This is a genomic window from Novosphingobium sp. (assembly GCF_019748365.1).
Classification (GTDB): Bacteria; Pseudomonadota; Alphaproteobacteria; order Sphingomonadales; family Sphingomonadaceae; genus Novosphingobium.
Genome location: NZ_JAIEPN010000002.1, coordinates 1 through 20,344 on the forward strand (window position 1 = coordinate 1; position 20,344 = coordinate 20,344).

Here is a 20,344-nt window from a genome sequence, read left to right on the forward strand (position 1 = left end):
AGATTACACCCAAGGCCGCCTGAAAATGCCGCCCGCTGGCCACAACCGAATTTACACCACATTGACGGACACGACCAAAATCCGGTGCACATTTTCGCTGTCAAGCAGGGCGATAGCCGACCCGTTCTGTGTGGCCTAGTCGGATCGAGATCAAATATAGTCGGTGTGCTATGTTGACGGTGCGACCGAATACATCTTCATTTTGAGGGCTTCTTCAAGTCCTCCTCAACGCTGGCTGTTCAAATAACAGACGAATGATGCAAAGCGGGCCCGGCAAGGTGTGTCACACCGCGAGATCGTCGGGACAAATCCGGCGCAATTGTAAAATCATGGACTAATGCCGCGCTTGGCGCAGCCAAAGCGCAAGACCAGCCTTTCATCATATTGCGATATACCGATATTTTGGTAACGATATCGTAACTCAGGTTAAGTTCGGCTCGCGCGACTCGGCGTGTCCGGTGTGTCGGGGGGCATCATGGCAAAACGCCTCTTGGCGCGCGAATATGAGCAAGTAGCTGATTTTCTTGCCGATCGTCATCCGGGCAAGACATCTTCCCTCCATAGTTCGCGTCACCATTCCGATCCTGCCACCCATCACGGACTCGCGGGGCCCTGACCGCTGAATTCCTTCGCTCTATGATGAAAACCGGGTCGCAACTGGTTACCAATCCGAACTTGGGGGGAATTTATGCAGTCGATCCGGAACCGCGGCGCAGACCGCGCGGAGCGTCGTGAGCGGGCTGTCCCGCAGCGGCTCGGGCTGTTCAGCACGACGGCACTGATCCCCGCGATCGCCGCGCTGGCGGGCGGCGCTCTGACGCTCGCCCCTGGGCAGGCGCAGGCACAGACTGTGGCGGCCTCCGGTGCGGTCACCAACGGCTTCGGCGAGAACTCGCTCTGCCTCGACGCTGCACTCGACCTTTGTCAAATCGATCTGGGCGAGGTCAACGACGCCCCGCGGCCGGTACTCGCCGATCTTGCCACGGGCTCGGCCGGCCGATCGCTGCTGATCGGTGGCGGCGACAATGGTTCGCAGTTCTTCACTGTCACTTCCGACGGTTATGAATTCAACAACGATTTCAACACCCAGAATCCGTTGGTTCTGAGCTTCCCGGTCACCATCGTCCGGGCGATTGGCAGTTCGTCTTTCCACCAGCAATCGATCAGTGAGACCGGCGGCTCACGCGTGTTGCGCAAGACCGGGTCGGAAACGCTTTTCCTTCTGGGCTTTGATAATACCTATTCCGGTGGGACCATCGTTTCCGAGGGCTTTCTCGGCTGGGACCGGGATCGCGCTTTCGGGATTGCCGGGACCGGCGTGACAATCGACAACGGCGCCGGCGTGAATTGGACTGGCAGCTTTGCTACCACGCGCGCGTTCACGCTCACCGGCGGCTTTGCGACTATGAGGGCTCAGAGCGGCGTGACGGGCACAGTGAACGGCACGATCTCGGGCCCGGGGGGCCTGACGGTCGGCGGTCCAGGCCTTGTCGCCCCCGGCACGATCGTGCTGGGGGGCAATAACACCTATCAAGGTGGCACTTCGATCGTCGGTGGTACGCTGATCGTAACCAACAACAACTCTCTGGGCACTTTGGCCAGCGGCACGACCGTTTCGGCCGGTGCCACCCTCGCGGTGCAGGGCGGGCTGACGGGGCTAAACGAAGGCATTGCCCTGAGCGGTACCGGGATGGGCGGCGCGGGCGCGCTGCGCAATCTGAGCGGCAACAACGTGCTGACCGGTGGTGTGACTGTAGCGGGCGCAGCGCTGATCACATCCGATGCCGGACTGCTCGATCTTGCAGGGCCCTTGCAGTCATCGGGGGCCTTCGGCCTGACTTTTGGCGGTGCCGGTTCGGTTTCGTTGCGGGGCCAGATCGTGGGCAGCATTTCCGGGCTGACCAAGACCGGCACCGGTACGCTGATCCTGGGCTCGGGCTTCAACCCCTCGGCCTATAACGCCGGCCTCGATCTGGCGCAGGGCACGGTTTCGGTGCGCACCAATCTGGGCGCTGGCTTCGGCACGATCCGCACCACCGGATCGGTCATCGATTATGCCCAGGACGTCAACATGGCGGCGCCGATCGAACTTAACAGCAATACCACCCAGTTGCAGGTGACGACCGGGACCGCCACCCAATCGGGCATCATTTCGGAAATCAATGGCGCGCGTCCGATCGAGAAGATCGGTGCTGGCACGCTGATCCTTACCAACACCAACACCTATGCCGGTGGAACGATCATCAACGGTGGGGCCTTGCAGATCGGCAATGGCGGCACGACCGGCACCCTGGGGTCGGGCACGGTCACGATCAACGGCGCGCAGCTGATATTCAACCGGTCAGACGACATCACGGTCGCCAATGACATCACCAGTTCGGGCACGCTGATCAAAAGGGGCGGCGGCACGGTCACTCTTACCGGCGCCAAGGGCTATTCGAACACCTTCGTGGAAGCGGGCACGCTCGCGCTGCGCGGCACCTCCCCCCTTTCCGGCGGCGGCGTGCTCCAGCTCACGGGCGGCACGCTGGACATGGGCGTGGATGGCGTGCTTTCGAATGCCACCCATTCCGGCGGAACGCTGGCCTTGAACGGCAGGACCCTGATCCTGACGACCGGCAACTACAACGCCTCGGGCGGTTCGCTGACCGGCGGCGGAACCATCCAGTTCGCAGGCAACAGCCGCGGCCTGCTCATCACCGGCGCGACCTCGATCGACGCCGGAACGACGATCCTGTCGAGCGGCTTCAACAACAGGCTCGAGATCGGCAGTCTGGGGGCCGATTATACGCTGGCCGCGGCCATCACCGGATCGGGTGCGGCCAACAATCTGGGCAGCATGTCGGTCATCCTGGGCAATACAGGTTTCCGCACGACGCTGTCCGGCAACAGCAGCTATGCGGCGGGCACTTCGCTCAACAGTGGTACGCTGGTCGTGGCCAGCGATACGGCGCTCGGCACCGGCGCGCTGACCATGGCGGCCAATACCGTGCTGGAATCCGGCGGCACCGGCAACCGGACGCTCGCCAATGCGATCACGCTGAATGGCGCGGGGATCAGCATCGCCAATCCCAGCACCACCAACACCTTCACGCTCGGCGGCGTGATCGGGGGGTCGAACGGGTTTGCCAAGACCGGCGCGGGCACGCTGATCCTGACCGGAAACAACAGCCTGTCGGGCAATATCGCGTTGAATGCTGGAACGCTGCAGCTCGGGTCCGGCGCCTTGGCCGGCTCGCTGGGCAGCACAGGCGTCGTGATGGCGAACGGCACCAGCCTGGTGTTCGACAGCAGCGCTAGCCAGAATGTCAGCAATGCGATCTCGGGCGCGGGTTCGCTCAGCAAGCGCGGCAGCGGCACCCTCACGCTCAGCGGCAGCAACAGCTTCAGCGGAGCGGTGTCGCTCGACGGCGGTGCGCTGCAGCTGACCGGCGGATCGTCGATCGGGGACACGGCCGCGCTGAGCATGGCCACGAGCACCCTTCTCGGCGTTGGCAGCAGCGAGACGATCGGGTCCCTGGCGGGCAATGGCACGGTTGTTCTGCAGGCCAGCTCGGTTCTGACCACGGGGGGCAACAACAGTTCGACCACGTTCGCCGGCAGCCTGACCGGGCTCGGCGGACTGACCAAGACGGGGTCCGGTACGCTCACCCTTACCGGCACCAGCAACTTTGTGGGCACCACCACGATCAGCGGCGGCACGCTGCAGATCGGCAACGCCACGACCACCGGCACGATCATTGGCGGGCCGATCGTCAACAATGCCAGCCTGGTGTTCAACCGGTCCGACAATATCGACAGCAGCGTCGCTATCAGCGGTACGGGTTCGCTCACAAAGCAGGGTCTGGGCACGCTGACGCTGCTCAGCACCAACAGCTATGCAGGCGGCACCACGATTTCGGCAGGTATCCTGCAGCTGGGATCGGGTTCGACCACGGGATCGCTTGGCACGGGCGGGGTAACGATCAGCACCAACGGGACGCTGCGGTCGAACAGCAGTGCCACCCAGACGATTGCAGGCGCGCTGGCGGGCAGTGGCTCACTGGTGCAGCAAGGCACGGGAACCACGATCCTCGGCGCTGCAGCCAATGGCTATTCTGGTACCGCCCAGATCTTCGCGGGCACGCTGCAGCTTGGCAACCTCACCGCGCTCGGCACGGGCGCAGTGGAGTTGCGCGGTGGTTCGTTGCACCTCGCGAACGCGGGCGTCTATACCAACAATATCAACGCCTTCACGGCGGACGGCAATGTCCTATCAACCCTCGCGGGCAGCCAGGTCACCCTGACGGGCCAGTTCGGCGGGGCGGGAACGCTGCGGCTGGCACCGGGCACAGGCAGCACGCTCGACATTGCCGCGGCGACGGGCACCGCAGGTGCTTCCACGCGCATCATCGTGCAGAGCGGCACGGTGCGCTCGCAAAGCGGCATCCTGGGCCAGATACTCGGCCTGGACGCTACGCAGACGCAAGTCGATGCCGGTGCGACCCTCAATTTCAACACCCGCCTGTCGACGATCAGCAACCTTTCGGGCGCGGGCACGATCCTCAATGACGGCAGCACGACCACGCTGCGCAACGGCACATTTTCCGGCGCTTTCGGCGGAACGCAGTCACTTGCGACGACGGGCAATATCAGCCTTTCGGGCAGCAGCAGCTATACCGGCACCACCACCGTGCAGTCTGGCACGCTGACGATTGGCAGCGATTCTGCGCTGGGCGACGGCGGGGTCGGTACTACCACCGTCAACAGCGGCGCGACCCTGCAGTTCAGCGGAACGCCGCTGAACATCGGCGAGGCGCTGACCATCAGCGGCACCGGCAACGGTGGCATCGGCGCGATCCGCGTCGCCCCGGCTGGCGTTTCGGGCAACGAATCCACGGTTCTCACCGGCGGAGTCACCCTCGCTGCTGACTCGACGATCTCGGTCGCCGATCGTATCGCTTTGACCATCACTTTGAGCGGCATCGCCTTGGGCGGATCCACGCTGACCTTCGCGAACGAAGGAACCGGCAATTCCTCCATCTTTGTGAACAGGGCGATCACGGGCACTGGTGGCGTGACCAAGACCGGCGCTGGTGTGCTCACTCTCAACGGTGTCAACACTTTCGCCGGTCCTCTGACGATCAACGGCGGAACCGTGGCCCTGAACAACGAATTGGCGCTGGCCGATACGGTTGCGGTGACAGTCGGCAGCGGCTCGATCCTGGATGTTCTCGCTACCGAAACCATCGGATCACTGACGGGCAGCGGCCGGGTGATCTTGCGCAACACCGCCACTTTGACGGTAGGTGGCAACAACACGTCGACCACCTATGCAGGGACAGGGGCAGACGGTATCGTCGGCACTGGCAACCTGGCCAAGATCGGCACGGGCACCTTAACCCTGACCGGTTCCAGCAGCTTTGGCGGCACAACCACGATCAGCGGCGGCACGCTTGCGCTGCAGGGCGGGGCGGCGCTGTCCGATACCGGGCAGGTCTTTGTCGATGCCCTGGGCACCTTGCGGGTCGAGGCGGGCGAGACCATCGGCGGCATTGGCGGCCCGGGCAGCATCGTGCTGGCGACCACCGGCCCGCTGGTCGTCAACGCGCAGCAGAACCTGACTTTCGGCGGGGTCATCTCGCAATCAGGTGTGGGCGTCATCGGCAGCTTCACCAATCGCGGCCCGGCGACGCAGACGATCACGGCGGCGCAGACCTTTACCGGGCAGACCTCGGTCGAAGCCGGCCAGTTGGCGCTGACCGGCTCCGGCGCGCTGGCGTCCACCTCGATCAGCACCAGCACAGGGGCCAGGCTCACCACCGATGGCGGCGCGCTGGCTTCTAACGCGGTGATCAGCCATGCGGGCATCCTGACGCTGAGCGGATCGGAAACGATCGGCTCTATCTCGGGCACGGGCGCGATCAGCCTTTTCAATGCAACGCTCTCCACCGGCAACGCCAGCGATGCGACATTGTCCGGCATCATCAGCGGCACCAACGGCGCGCTGATCAAGACCGGTACCGGCACGCTGACGCTGTCTGGCGCGAACACCTATAACGGCGGAACCACGATTTCCGCCGGTACGCTGGTGTTGAACCAGGTTGCGGGTGGCACCATCGGTGCGGCGGGCACCAGCCAGATCACTATCGCGTCGGGCGGCAATCTGCTGTCCAATGTTACCGGCACGCTGGCCAACCGGTTCTTCATCTCGTCCTCCACCGATGCCAGCATCGGCGCGGCATCGGGCACGACGCTGACCCTGACCGGCGACCAGTTCGTGACGGCTCCCCCCTTCACGCTGACCTTCGGCTCGTCCTCGGCTACGGGGACGATCGATCTTGCCATGCCGTCGGGCGTGACGATCGGCGCAGGCATGCGCGCAAATATCGCCGGGGGAACGGTGCGGACCAGCAACGCCTTCGGTGCGAGCGTCCTCAGCCTCGCAAGCGGAGGCACCACAATCGGTAACGGCGCGACCTCGGCCACGCTCGATGTCAACGGTGTCAGCTTCAATCTCGTCAACCTTGGCGGCAATGCATCGGGCACGCTGACCAATCTCGGGTCGCAAGCCGCCACCACGACGATCAACAGCACGTCCGCATCGACCTTCGCCGGGACGATCACCAACGGTACCTCTGCCCTCAACCTCACCAAGTTCGGCAATGCCACGCTGACCCTGACGGGCATTAACAGCTATAGCGGCATCACCAACATCCTGCGCGGCACGCTGCAAATCGGGGAGGGTGGGACGACGGGCACCCTCGGCACCGGCGCTGTCACGCTCGACGCGCTGGGCAACCTGACGTTCAATCGCTCGAACGACCTCATTGCCAGCAATGCCATTTCCGGCGCGGGCACGCTGACCAAGCTGGGCGCGGGCACGCTGTCGCTGACCGGCGCGAACCTGCTGAGCGGCGCGGTGACGGTGACGGCGGGCACGCTGCAGATCGGCGATGGCGGCACGACGGGATCGATCGGCACCGGCGCTGTCACCAACAATGCGACGCTCGCGATCAACCTGGCCAGCGACATCACGCTGGCGCAGGCGATCACCGGCACCGGCGCGCTGCGCAAGCTGGGCAGCGGGGTCGCCACGATCACCAGCAACCTCTCGCTGGGATCGGCGACGGTCGAGGCGGGTACGCTGGCGCTGTCGGGCACTAACAGCTTCACCAATGGCATCACCGTGGCAGGCGGCACGCTGTCGCTGCGCAGCAATACTGCAGCGGGCGGTGCAACCGGTGTCATCCGCACCACCGGATCGGTGGTCGATTATGCCGACGGCATCGACATGGCGACGCCGATCACGCTCGCCTCGAACACCACGCAGCTGCAGGTCCTCACCGGATCGGCTACGCAATCGGGCGTGATCTCCGACCAGGATGGCGCGCGGCCGCTCGAGAAGATCGGCGCGGGCACGCTGACGCTGTCGGGCGCGAACACTTATTCTGGCGGCACCACGATCAGCGCGGGTCGCCTCAATGTTGCGTCCGATGGCAATCTGGGCGCTACCGCCGGCGGAATCACGCTGGGCAGCGCGACACTCGGCACCACCGCAACCTTCGGCTCGGCGCGCGGCGTCACGCTGACCGGCGCTGCGACACTGGATGTCGCAAGCGCGACGGCGCTGACCCTGACGGGCGCAGTTTCCGGTACGGGCAGCCTGACGAAGACCGGCCTGGGGCAGCTGTTCATCAGCGGCAACAATAACTATTCCGGTACGACGACCGTGGGCGGCGGCGTGCTTGTCGTCGGGACGGGCGGCACGACGGGATCTATCGGTACCGGAAATCTCGTCAATGGCGCGACGGTGCGCTTCAACCGCTCCAACGACTACACGGTGGCCAACGCCATTTCGGGTGCAGGCAATCTGGTGAAGGAGGGCAGCGGTACGCTGACGCTGACCGGCGCGAACAGCTTCTCCGGCGGGGTCTTCATCAGCGCAGGGAATCTGGTTCTCGCCAGCGCCACGGGCGGCGTGATCAACGCTGCCGGGACCGGCGGTATCATCATGTCGGGGAACACCACGCTGCAAGCCGGCGTCTCCGGTTCGCTCGGTAACGCCATCTCATTCGGCAATGGCAGCGCCACGGTGGCCGCAGCCACCGGAACGACGTTGCGGCTGGCGTCCAGCTCGCTGTCCTTCGAGGCCGGTGCCGGTTCGCCGCTCAATTTCGGCACGACAAGCGCGACGGGGACGATCGAACTGGCACCGGTCACGGTGTCCGTGGGCGCACAGGTCAACCCGATCAACATCAACGGTGGCACATTGCGGCTTGCCGGTACCGGCGCTTACACGCTGCTGAACGGTGCCAATGGCGTGTTCCTGAACGGCGCGACACTGGGCGCGGATGTGGCGGGCTCGCTCACCAAGGTGCTGACCATTGGCGCGACCGGCGGCACGATCGACGTCGCGGCGGCATCGCTCACCCTGCAGGGGGCCAATGCCTATAACGGTGTGCTGACCAAGACGGGCACGGGCGAATTGCGTCTGACGGGCGCGGCCACGGGCAGCAGTGCGGTGCAGCTCAACGCGGGCAGCCTGGCGCTACTGGCCAGCAATGCGGGCTGGGGCACCGGCACGCTGCAGATGGCGACGGGCACCACCTTGCGGCTGGGCCTGCCCAGCCCTGCGACCCTGGCGAACAACATCGTGCTGGGCGAGGGGGCAGGGGCGACGATCATCGCTTCGTCGGCCACCTTCTCAGGCGCGCTGTCGGGCGGCGCGCTGACCATCGCGTCGGGCCTCGGTGCGGACGGCCCCAGCGTCGTGCGCCTCACCGGCACCAACATTTATGGTGCAACGACCATCGGCGCGGGCAATACGCTGCTGATCGGCACGGTCGGCAACAACGGCACGCTGGGCACCGGCAATGTCACCGTCAATACCGGTGCGACGCTGCGCTTCGAGGGCAACAACAACACGGTCGGCAATGTGATTTCCGGTGCCGGCCGGCTAGTGCGCGACGGACTGGGCACGACCACGCTGACCGCCGCGAACAGCTATGCCGGCGGTACGGTGATTTCCGGCGGCGGTATAGAGATCGGCAATGCAGGCGCGCTGGGCACCGGCGGGCTCACCCTGTCCGGCACCTCCAGCCTGACGACCTCGGCGGGTGTCTCGGCGACGGTTACCGGAGTGACGATCGGCAATTTCGCCAATTCCAGCATTTCTGCTGCAGCAGGGCAGACGCTGTCGCTGGGCGGCACGCTGGACTTCAGCAATTTCGCCAGCTCGCTGGTCTTCGGCACGCTGAACAAGACCGGCACCGTCCAGATCGGATTTGCCCCGGCAACCGGCCCGGCGACAAACGCATCCGTGCGGATCGATGCCGGAACCCTGCGCCTGGGCTCGGCATCGGATGCCTTCCTGCTCCGTCTGGGGGGCGGCATGACCATCGGATCGACCGGCGGAGTGTTCTTGGGCCTCATCGGTACGCTTGACCTCAACGGGTTTGCCGGCGGCGGCGTCAACCTCAACGGTCTGGGCGCGATCACCAACTCCTCGGCAACGCTCGCGCAGTTCGAGGCCCTACAGAATGCGGCCTCGACCTTTGTCGGCACCATCGGCGGTGGCACGGGCGCGATCTCGTTGGTCAAGAGCGGCACCGGTGCGCTGACGTTGACCGGCGCGAACAGCTATACCGGCATCACCAGCATCACCGGCGGCAGCCTGCAGATCGGCGATGGCGGCACCACGGGCAGCCTTGGCACGGGCAATGTCGCGATTGCGAGCGGCGCGGAGCTGCTGCTCAATCGCAGCGATGCGCTGACCCTCGCCAACGTTTTCGGCGGCGCAGGCACGGTGCAGAAGAACCTTGCCAACACGCTGACGCTCACCGGCAGCAACACCAACGAGAACGGCTTTACCGGCACGTTCAACGTCAATGCCGGCACTTTAGTGGTCAACGGTGTCCTGGGTGACCTCGCCAACCGCGCGGCAACGGTCAATATCGCCTCGGGCGCGGCGCTGGGCGGCTCGGGCACGATCCAGGGCAATGTCGTGGTCGCCAATGGCGGCATCCTCTCGCCCGGCAACAGCCCGGCGACGCAGACCATCGCGGGCAATCTGACGCTGAACGACAGCTCGGTGCTGAATTTCGAGCTCGCGCAGCCCGGCGTCGTCGGCGGCGGCATCAACGACCTGATCACGGTTGGCGGCAATCTGGTGCTCGATGGCACGCTCAACGTCACCGCGCTCGATGGCTTTACCGCGGGCTTCTATCGCCTGATCAACTATGGCGGCACGCTGACCAACAACCAGCTCGTCATCGGCACGCAGCCGATGGGCTTCTCGTCCGAACTGCGCACCGACATTGCGGGCCAGGTCAACATCCTGTTCAACGCCGGCGGCCAGACCGTGCAATATTGGGATGGTGCCGATCTGACCGGCGCCACCGCGACCGTCAATGGCGAGGGCGGCGCGGGCAACTGGACCAGCACCGCGACCAACTGGACCAATCCCACCGGCTTTGCCGTCAACAGTGCCTGGGCGGGCCAGGCGGGCGTGTTTGCAGGCACCGCGGGCGGGGCGATCGGCATCACTGGCAGCCAGGCCTTCCAGGAACTGCGCTTCCTGACCGATGGCTATGTGCTGAATGCGGCCGATCTGACGGGCGGCCTGGCAACCACCGGCGGCTTCTCGATCGTCAATGTCAATTCCGGCATCGCGACCCGGATCAACGCTCCTATCTCGGGCACGGCAGGGCTGACCAAGACCGGCGGCGGCACGCTGACGCTGGGCGGGGCCAACAGCTATGCCGGACTCACCACGGTCAGCGGCGGCACGCTGTCGCTGGTCAGCGGCGGCACGATCGCAGGCGCGGTGCAGAACAATGCGACGCTGAGCAATGCGGGCACGATCAGCGGCCTTGTGACCAATGCGGGCACGCTGACCAGCACCGGCACGCTGGCGGGCCGGCTCACCAACAATGCAGGCGCGACGGCGAATGTCGCGGGCAGCTTTGGCGGCAGCGCGATCACCAATAGCGGCACGTTGACGCTGACCGGCGCGACGACCGGTATCGGCGCATTCACGCAGAATCTCGGCGGCGTGTTCAACCTGACCAATGTCAGCACCAGCATCGGCAGCCTGGCGGGCACTGGCCAGGTACTGATGAGCGCGGGCGGTTTGACGCTGGGCAGCGCAAATACCAATACGGACTATGCCGGGACGATCACGGGCAGCGGTGTGCTGGTGAAGACCGGTACGGGCACCCAGACGCTTTCGGGCACAAGCACGTTCCTGGGCTCCACGCTGATCGCCCAGGGCTCGCTGGTACTCGCCACGGGCACGTCGTTCGCAAGCGCATTGCAGAACAATGCGACCTTCATCAACGCAGGCACGACCACGGGACTGGTCACCAATTCTGGTACGCTGACCTCTACCGGAACGCTTGCGGGCGGATTGGTCAACAATGCCGGCGCGACCGCCAGCCTGGCCAACGCCGTCAACGGCGCGATCACCAATTCGGGTACCATCACGCTGACGGGCGTCCTGTCGGGCAATCCGAGCTTCACCCAGAATGCTGGGGGAAGTCTCAACCTCGCCGGTTTCAGCACGACGCTGGGCAGCATCGCGGGCACCGGCGCGATCCAGCTGGGCTCCGGCACGCTGACCGCAGGCGGCAACAATGCCTCGACCAGCTTCGACGGCATCATCTCGGGGTCCGGCACGTTCACCAAGACCGGCACGGGCACGCTGACGCTGGGTGGAGCAAACAGCTTTACCGGACTGACGACGGTCAGCCAGGGCAGCACTCTCGCAATCGGTGCTACCGGCAGCCTCGCCGCTGCGGTTACTAACCTCGGGGTGCTGACGAACGCTGGCACCGTCGGAGGCCTGGTCAACAACGCCGGGACTTTCCAGTCGACCGGTTCCCTGAACGGGGGACTAGCCAACGTAACGCAGGCATCGGTCCGTGGTAGCTTAAGCGGACCGGTGACCAATGCGGGGTTGATCACGCTGACTGGCGCGACCAGCGGTAATGCTGCATTTTCACAGATCGCCATTGGCACTTTAAACCTCGCCGGGTTCAATGCCACGATCGGCAGCCTTGCGGGCAGCGGTGCGGTGCAGCTCGGCAGCGGCACGCTGACGCTGGGCGGGGCGAATAGCAGCACCGATTTTGCCGGGGTCATCTCGGGCACGGGCGCGCTGGTCAAGACCGGCACGGGAACGCAGACTCTCTCGGGCGCGAACACCTTCAACGGTCTCACCACGATCAACCAGGGCTCGATCTTCTTCGCCACCGGAGCATCGCTGGCAGGCACGGTGCAGAACAACGCGACCTTCATCAATTCGGGCAGCGTTGCAGGTCAGGTGACCAATGCGGGAACGCTGGTCTCTGCAGGCACGCTTGCGGGCGGGCTGGTCAACAATGCGGGGGCGACGGCAAATCTTGCCAATGCCGTCAACGGCGCGATCACCAATTCGGGCGCGATCACGTTGACCGCAGGCCTGTCGGGTTCGCCCAGCTTCACCCAGGCCACGGGGGGCAGCCTCAATCTCGCCGGGTTCAACGCGACGCTGGGCAGCATCGCAGGCAATGGCGCGATCCAGCTGGGCGCTGGCACGCTGACAGCTGGCACAAGCAATGCCTCGACCAGCTTCGACGGCATCATCTCGGGTTCGGGCACGTTCAACAAGGCGGGCACGGGCACGCTGACGCTGGGCGGCATCAACACGGCGGCGGCCAATTTCACCGGCACCGTCAACGTGAATGCCGGGTCGCTGGTGCTCAACGGCCAGTTCGGCGATGTCATTGCCAACAGTGCCAACCTCAGCCTCGCCAATGGCGCGACGCTGGCCGGATCGGGCAGCTTTCTCGGCAATATTTCGCTGGGCGCCGGGGCCATATTCGCCCCGGGCAACAGCCCTGCGACGATCGCTATCGGTGGCAACCTGCTGCTCGATTCAGCCTCGGTGCTCAATTTCGAGCTTGCCCAGGCGGGTGTCGTCGGTGGCGGCACCAACGATCTCATCAGCGTCAGCGGCAACCTGACGCTCGACGGCACGCTCAATGTCGCCGCGCTGACCGGATTTGGCGAGGGCATCTATCGCCTGATCAACTATGGCGGCACATTGACCGACAATGGCCTGCTGGTCGGCACACGCCCTGATGGCTTCACGGCGTCGGTGATCACCAATATCGGAGGACAGGTCAGCGTCCAGTTCACGCTCGGCATCCCGACCGTGCTCTACTGGGACGGCACCGACACCACCGCAGCGTCCAGCGCAATCACCGGCAATGGCGGATCGGGCACCTGGAACAGCACCAGCACCAACTGGACCTCGGCGCCCGGATTCTCGACCGCGTTCGGATGGAACAGCCAGACCGGCGTGTTCGCTGGCGCGGCAGGCGGGACGGTACAGGTCAGCGGAACCCAGGCGTTCCAGCAGCTTCGTTTCGAAACAGGCGGCTATGTGCTGAACACCGCACCTGGTGGCGGGGCGCTGGCGACCACCGGCGGCACCTCGGTCATCGACGTGTCGGCAGGCTTGGGCGCCACCATCAATGCGCCGATCCAGGGGACCGCAGGTATCACCAAGGCGGGCGCGGGCACGCTGACGCTCGGCGGTTTCAACAGCTATGCGGGGCTTACCAGCATTGCAGCCGGCACGCTGGCGCTGAGCAGCGGCGGCACGATCGTCGGCGCGGTGGATAACGGTGCGAGCTTCGCCAATGCGGGCAACGTGAGGGGGCAGGTCACCAACCGGGCGAGCCTCACCTCGACCGGAAGGCTCGACGGCGGTCTGGTCAATGCCGCCACGGGCATAGCCAACCTGTCGGGCGTGTGGAACGGGGCGATTTCCAACGCGGGAACGGTGAGGCTGTCAGGCCTGACCAGCGGCAACGTGGCGTTCAGCCAGCAGGGCAGCGGTTTGTTCGACCTGGCCGGATCGTTCGCTTCCATCGGTTCGCTCGCGGGCAGCGGGTCGGTGCAACTGGGCAGCGGCTTGCTTCAGCTGGGCCGCAGCAACGCCAGCACCAGTTTCGCAGGCGTTATCTCGGGCAGCGGCGGCCTCGAGAAGGAAGGCACGGGCACCTTCACGCTCACCGGTGCCAACAGCTTCACGGGCCGGACGCTGGTCAGCGGCGGAACGCTCGTCCTGGCTTCGGGAGCATCGCTGGCAGGCTCGGTGACCAACAATGCCGTGTTCACCAATGCCGGGACGGTCGCAAACGGAGTGATCAACAACGGTACGCTGGTGTCCACGGGGTCGTTGAACGGCAGTCTGGTCAACAATGCTGGTGCAACCGCGAGCCTGTCGGGGGCATTTTCCGGCAATCTGATCAATCGCGGTACGGTAAACCTGACCGGAACCTTTATCGGTATCGGCGAACTGTCGCTGGCGACGGGCGCGGTCTTCAACCTGGGCGGCTTTGCCACCACCATCGGCAATCTGACCGGCGGCGGCGGCACGGTGGCTCTGGGCAGCGGGACGCTGACCCTGGGCAGCGGCACCGGCTCGCAGACCTTCGACGGCATGATCACCGGTTCCGGTGGCCTGACCAAGGTCAGCGCCAGCACCTTCTCGCTCTCGGGCGCGCAGGGCTATACGGGGCTGACCACGGTCAACGGAGGCACCTTGATCCTGGGCAGCAATGCCTCGCTGGCAGGCGGCGTGCTCAACAATGCAAGGTTCACGAACGCTGGTCGCGTTTCGGGCCTCGTTACCAACATCGCGACACTGGAATCAACGGGCGCGCTGAACGCAGGGCTGGTCAATGCAACCGGAGCCAGCGCGCGAATCCGGGGTATCCTGGCAGGATCCGTCACCAATGCGGGCACGATCACGTTGACCGGCACGACCACCGGCATCGGCGCGGTGACTCAGGAGGCGACGGGCACGTTCGATCTGGGCGGCTTCGGCACCAGCATCGGCAGCCTGGCGGGCAGCGGAGCCGTGATTCTGGGTGCGGTCCCGCTGACCACGGGCGGCGATAACGGCTCAAGCACCTTCGCAGGCACGGTCTCGGGCGACGGCGGCATCGTCAAGACCGGCACCGGCACGTTCGTTCTTTCCGGCGCGAACAGCTATGCAGGCCTGACCACGGTCAGCCAGGGCGTGCTTTCGGTCCGCAACAATGCGGGCCTGGGCGGCAATGCTGCGGGCACCGTGGTCGATGCGGGGGCTGCGCTCGAGCTGCAGGGCGGCATCACCCTCACCGGCGAGGCGCTGACGATCAACGGCACCGGCGTGAACGGCGCGGGCGCGCTGCGCAACGTGGCGGACAACAACATCTGGGCAGGCACCGTCACCCTGGGATCGGACAGCCTGATCGCCGCCGATGCAGGCCGCCTCGACATCGACCTGCTCGCAGGCACCAGCCAGGCGCTTGCCACCGGCGGCGCAGGCCTGATCGGCCTCGCCAATGCGAACACGACCGGCGCGCTCACCGTGACCGGCGGCAATCTGGCGCTGTTCGGCAGCGGAAACTTTGCCGGCGGCGTGAATGTCAACGCGGGCAACCTGTTCCTGCAAGGCGGCAGCAGCGTCAATGACGCGGCGGCGGTCACGCTGGGCACCGGCAACCTGATCGTTGCGGTGTCGGAAACCATCGGTTCGCTGGCTGGCACGGGCGGCACGGTGCAGATCGATGCTGGCCAGACGCTGACGCTGGGCGGAAGCGATGCGTCGACCAGCTTCGGCGGCGTCATCTTCAACACCGGCAATCTCGCCAAGCAGGGCAGCGGCGCGTTCACCGTCACCGGCACGCTGGCGCATACGGGAACCACGACGATCACCGGCGGCACCTTGCTGTCGGGCGCGGCGAACATCTGGCAGGGCAATGGCCTGGTCACAATCGGCACCGGCGGCACGCTCGACCTGGGCGGTTTCGACCAGTCGATCGCGGCGATCAGCCTGGCGGGCGGCACGCTCGCCAATGGTGCGCTGACCGGCAGCATCAGCACGAGCGGCGGCACCATCCGCGACATTACCGGCGCTGCCAATTCACTGCGGGCCACTGGGGGCACCACCACGCTCACCGGCGCGGGCAGCTTCGCGCAGGGCGTGACGCTGGCGGGCGGCGATGTCGTGCTGCAGGGGGCAGGGGCATCGATCGCCGATGCGGCGCTGGTCACGGTCAATACCGGTACCTTGTTCGTCAATGTGGCTGAGACCATCGGCGCGCTGGCCGGCAGCGGCGGCCGCGTGCAGATCGCGCAGGGCCAGGCGCTCGTCACCGGTGGCAGCAATGCTAGCACCGCCTATGCGGGCGTGCTCGCCGGCAATGGCGCAGTGATCAAGACCGGCACCGGCACGTTCACGCTCTCGGGCGCGAACACGCTCACCGGTACGGTTACCGTCAATGCAGGCGTGCTGGCACTGGCCAGCGGCGGATCGCTGGCGGGCGCGGTGCAGAACGCCGCCGGGTTCAGCAATGCGGGCACGGTGGCGGGCCTCGTCACCAACACCGGCACGCTGATCTCCACCGGCGTGCTCAATGGCGGTCTGGTGAATTCGGGCTCGGCGGGGCTTTCGGGCCAGCTGGGTGGCGCGGTGACCAATAGCGGTCTCGTCCAGCTCCAGGGCACGCTGACCGGCATTACCGGCTTCAGCCAGACCGGCACCGGCACGTTCGATCTCGCGGGCTTCAGTACCTCGATCGGCAGCCTGTCGGGCGCAGGCAACGTGCTGCTGGGCAGTGCGACGCTGACCCTTGGCGGCAGCAACGCCTCCACCAGCTTTGCTGGCACGATCGGCGGCACCGGCGGCCTCATCAAGTCCGGCACCGGCGGCTTCACGCTGACCTCGGGCCAGGCCTATACCGGCCTCACCACGATCAACGCTGGCCTGCTGACGGTGGCGGCGGGTGCGGGCCTCAGCGGATCGGTGCTGAACAACGCGAGTTTCGCCAGCTCGGGCTTGATCCTGGGATCGCTGACCAACAACGGCACCGCCACGCTTTCGGGCCAGGTCAGCGGCACGGTGGCCAACAATGCAGTAATCGCGCTGGACGGCCAGTTGGTCGTGCTCGGCCGCCTCACCCAGAATGCGGGTGGCAGCCTGAACCTTGCTGGCTTCAATGCCGGGCTGGGCAGCCTTGCGGGCACGGGCCCGATCGCGCTGGGCAGCGGCACGCTGGTGGTCGGTTCGGACAACAGTTCGTCGCTGTTCTCGGGCGTCATCTCGGGCAGCGGCGGCCTGCAGAAGGTGGGCAGTGGTACGCTCACGCTCACCGGCATCAACAGCTACACCGGCCTGACCCTGGTCAACGCAGGCACGCTGGTGATCGGCGAAGGCGCGAGCGTCGGTGGCACGCCGAGCGGCATTGCGGCGACGGTGGCAGCACCTTCCGTGCTTGCCGCGCCGGTCGCAAATGCCGCTTCGGGCCCGATCGCAGCCGAGCAGACCAGCATGCCTGCGGCGGTCACGTCGCTGGCGGTCGAGCAGACCAGCATGCCGGCTACGGTCACCGCGCTTGCAGCCGAAACCGCCTCCACCGTCAGTGCCTCGCTCGCATCGCGTGCGGGCATGATGGTCGACAATATTTCGATCTCCGGCGGCCCGACCCCGGCGAGCCTGACCTCGAGCGCCGAGCGTCTGCCGCTGGCGGGCGGCGTCTCGTCCGGACCCGAGCGGGTCGATCTGTTCGGCGATTCCACATCGGGTGCGGTCTCGGCCGACCTCCCGGTCGTGACACTCGGCGAAGCGCCGCAGACGCTGGCGGCGACCACCGCAACACCGGCAACCGCATCGGCGTCGGGCCGTCTGGGCCTGGTGTCCGATCTCAGCAACGGCATGGGCACCGCAAGGCTCGATGGCGCGCTGGTCGCCGGCACCGAGTCGGCCAGCCCGGTGGCGGCCTCGCTGGGCGATCCGATCGCACCGGTCGCTGCGGCGGGCGAGACGGCCTTTGCCGGTCCGCTCAGCCCCGCGGTGATCGCAGGCAGCGTGCTCAACAACGCCAATCTGATCAACAACGGCTCGATCCTGGGCCAGCTGGTCAATTCGGCGGGCGCGACCGCCGTGAACAATGGCGTGATCCGGGGCCTGGTGATCAATGCGGGCACCTTCACCTCAACCGGAACGCTCTCGGGCGGCCTGTCGAACAGCGGCACCGCGCGGATCAGCGGCACGCTGACCGGCGACGTGCTCAACAGCGGCAGCATCACGCTCACCGGCATCACCAGCGGCATCGCGGTGTTCCAGCAGGCGGCGACCGGCAGCCTCAACCTTGCCGGGTTCGACACCACGCTGGGCGTGCTGTCGGGTGCGGGCACGATCACGCTGGGCAGCGCGCGGCTCACCACCGGCACCAACGGCGTGAACTCGCTGTTCAGCGGGGTCATTTCGGGCACCGGCGCGCTGACCAAGACGGGCACCGGCGGGCTGATCCTCGATGGTGAGAACAGCTATTCGGGCGGCACCACCATCGCTGGCGGCGTCTTGCAGCTGGGCAATGGCGGCGCCACCGGATCGATCATCGGGCCGGTGCTGAACAACGGGACGCTGATCATCAACCGCAGCAACGCCTATACCTTCGCGGGCGTCATCAGCGGCACCGGCATGTTCGTCCAGGCGGGCAGCGGTACCACGACGCTGACCGGGGCAAACAGCTATACCGGCGGCACGCTGATCTCCGCTGGCCGTCTGATCGGCTCGACGGTCTCGCTCCAGGGCCTGATCCAGAACGATGCCGCGCTCGAGTTCGCGCAAGGAACGACCGGCGTGTTCGCGGGCCGGATCGGTGGCACCGGGCTGCTCGACAAGAGCGGCGTGGGGCTGCTCGAGCTGACCGGCGACAACAGTGCGCTGCGCGGTGCGACGACGGTGCGCGCGGGCGAATTGCGCGTCACCGGATCGCTTACGGGATCGGCAACGACGGTGCTTTCGGGCGCGACGCTGTCGGGCAATGGCACGGTGGGCGGGCTGATCGCGCGCAGCGGCTCGGTCGTCTCGCCCGGGGCGGGCGGCCTTGGCATGCTGGGCGTCAATGGCGCGATCCAGCTGCAATCGGGCAGCACGTTGCGTCTGCAGGTCCAGGCACCCAGCGGGTCGGACATGCTGATCGGCAATGGCACGATGCAGCTGGGCGGCACGGCGGCGATCACCAATCTGGGCGGCACCTATGCCTTCAACAGCAACTATCTGCTGCTCCAGGCGAGCGGTGGTCGCACCGGCACGTTCGATGCGGTGACCGGCTTTGGCGAGTTCGGCATCCTCTACCGGCCCGAACTGGTCTATACCGCCAACCAGGTGCTGCTGCGCATGGCTCCCAATCTGCTCACTAACATCCTGGGCAACACGCCGCTGACCGCCAACCAGCGCTCTGTGGTGTCGCGGATCGATGCGGCCGTGACCGCGGGCTACAACCCGCAGCCGCTGTTCAACGTCTATGCGCTGCCCAATGCGCAGCAGCCGAACGCGTTCGACCAGCTTTCGGGCGAGGTCTATGCGACCATGGCGGGCGTGGGCATCGAGCAGGAGCGGCTGGTGCGCGAAGCGGTGCTGGGCCGGATCAGCGCCGTCGCCGCGACCGCGCGCCAGACGCACGAATGGGGCAATGGCGCAGGGGCCTGGGGCCAGGTGTTCGGAACCTGGGGCGATGGCGAACGCGACGGCAACGCCGCGCGCTATGAGAGCGATCGCCAGGGCTTCATCACCGGTATCGACTATGGCAATGCCAATAGCGAGGGCAGCTGGCGCATCGGCGCGTTCGGCGTGCACATGACCAGCAAGGTCAGCGTCGATGCACGCGGATCGCGCGCCGAGGTCGAGCAGACTGGCGGCGGCCTCTATGCCGGCGTCAATACCGGCGGCGTCAGCGTCGGCATGGGTGCGAGCATCACGGGGGTCGATCTCACCGCCGTGCGCAACATCGCGCTACCAGGCTTTGCCGAGACCAACCGGGGCCGGGGCGATGGCCGCGCGGTCCAGGGCTTTGCCGAATTGAGCTACGCGATCGAGGCAGGCAATGCGACCTATCGTCCGTTCGCCAGCGTCGCCGTGGGCGAGTTCAAGCTGGATGCGCTGACCGAAACCGGCGGCGCGGCGGCGCTGTCGGTGCGTCGCCAGAGCTATCGCAGCGGTTCGGTGACGGTCGGTGCCGATGGCACGGTGCGCATGGGCAGGGTCAACCTCTCGGGCACGCTGGCGGGCCGGTTCCAGGTCGGCGATCGCGATCCGGCAGCGCAGATCGCGCTCGCCGCCGCGCCCGCCCAGGCCTTCACCATCCGCGGCGTCCAGCTCGACAGCTTCGCGCTGGCGGCACGGCTCGATGCGACGGTGAAGCTGACCGACGGCGCAGACCTGTCACTGGGCTATACCGGCCTGATCGGCAAGGACACCGCCGATCACGGTGCCCGCGCGACGCTGTCGGTCCGCTTCTGATCCGAACGAGACGCGGCG

Annotated in this window: 1 protein-coding gene; it reads left to right on the plus strand. The window is 66.2% G+C overall.

Translation table 11 applies throughout. The features are described 5' to 3' along the window. The first annotated feature begins 688 nt into the window (after nt 1–688). Complete coding sequence (locus K5Q19_RS00105) at nt 689–20,326, plus strand: autotransporter-associated beta strand repeat-containing protein (protein WP_273302057.1); 19,638 nt, start codon at nt 689–691, stop codon at nt 20,324–20,326. Nucleotides 20,327–20,344 lie beyond the last annotated feature (18 nt).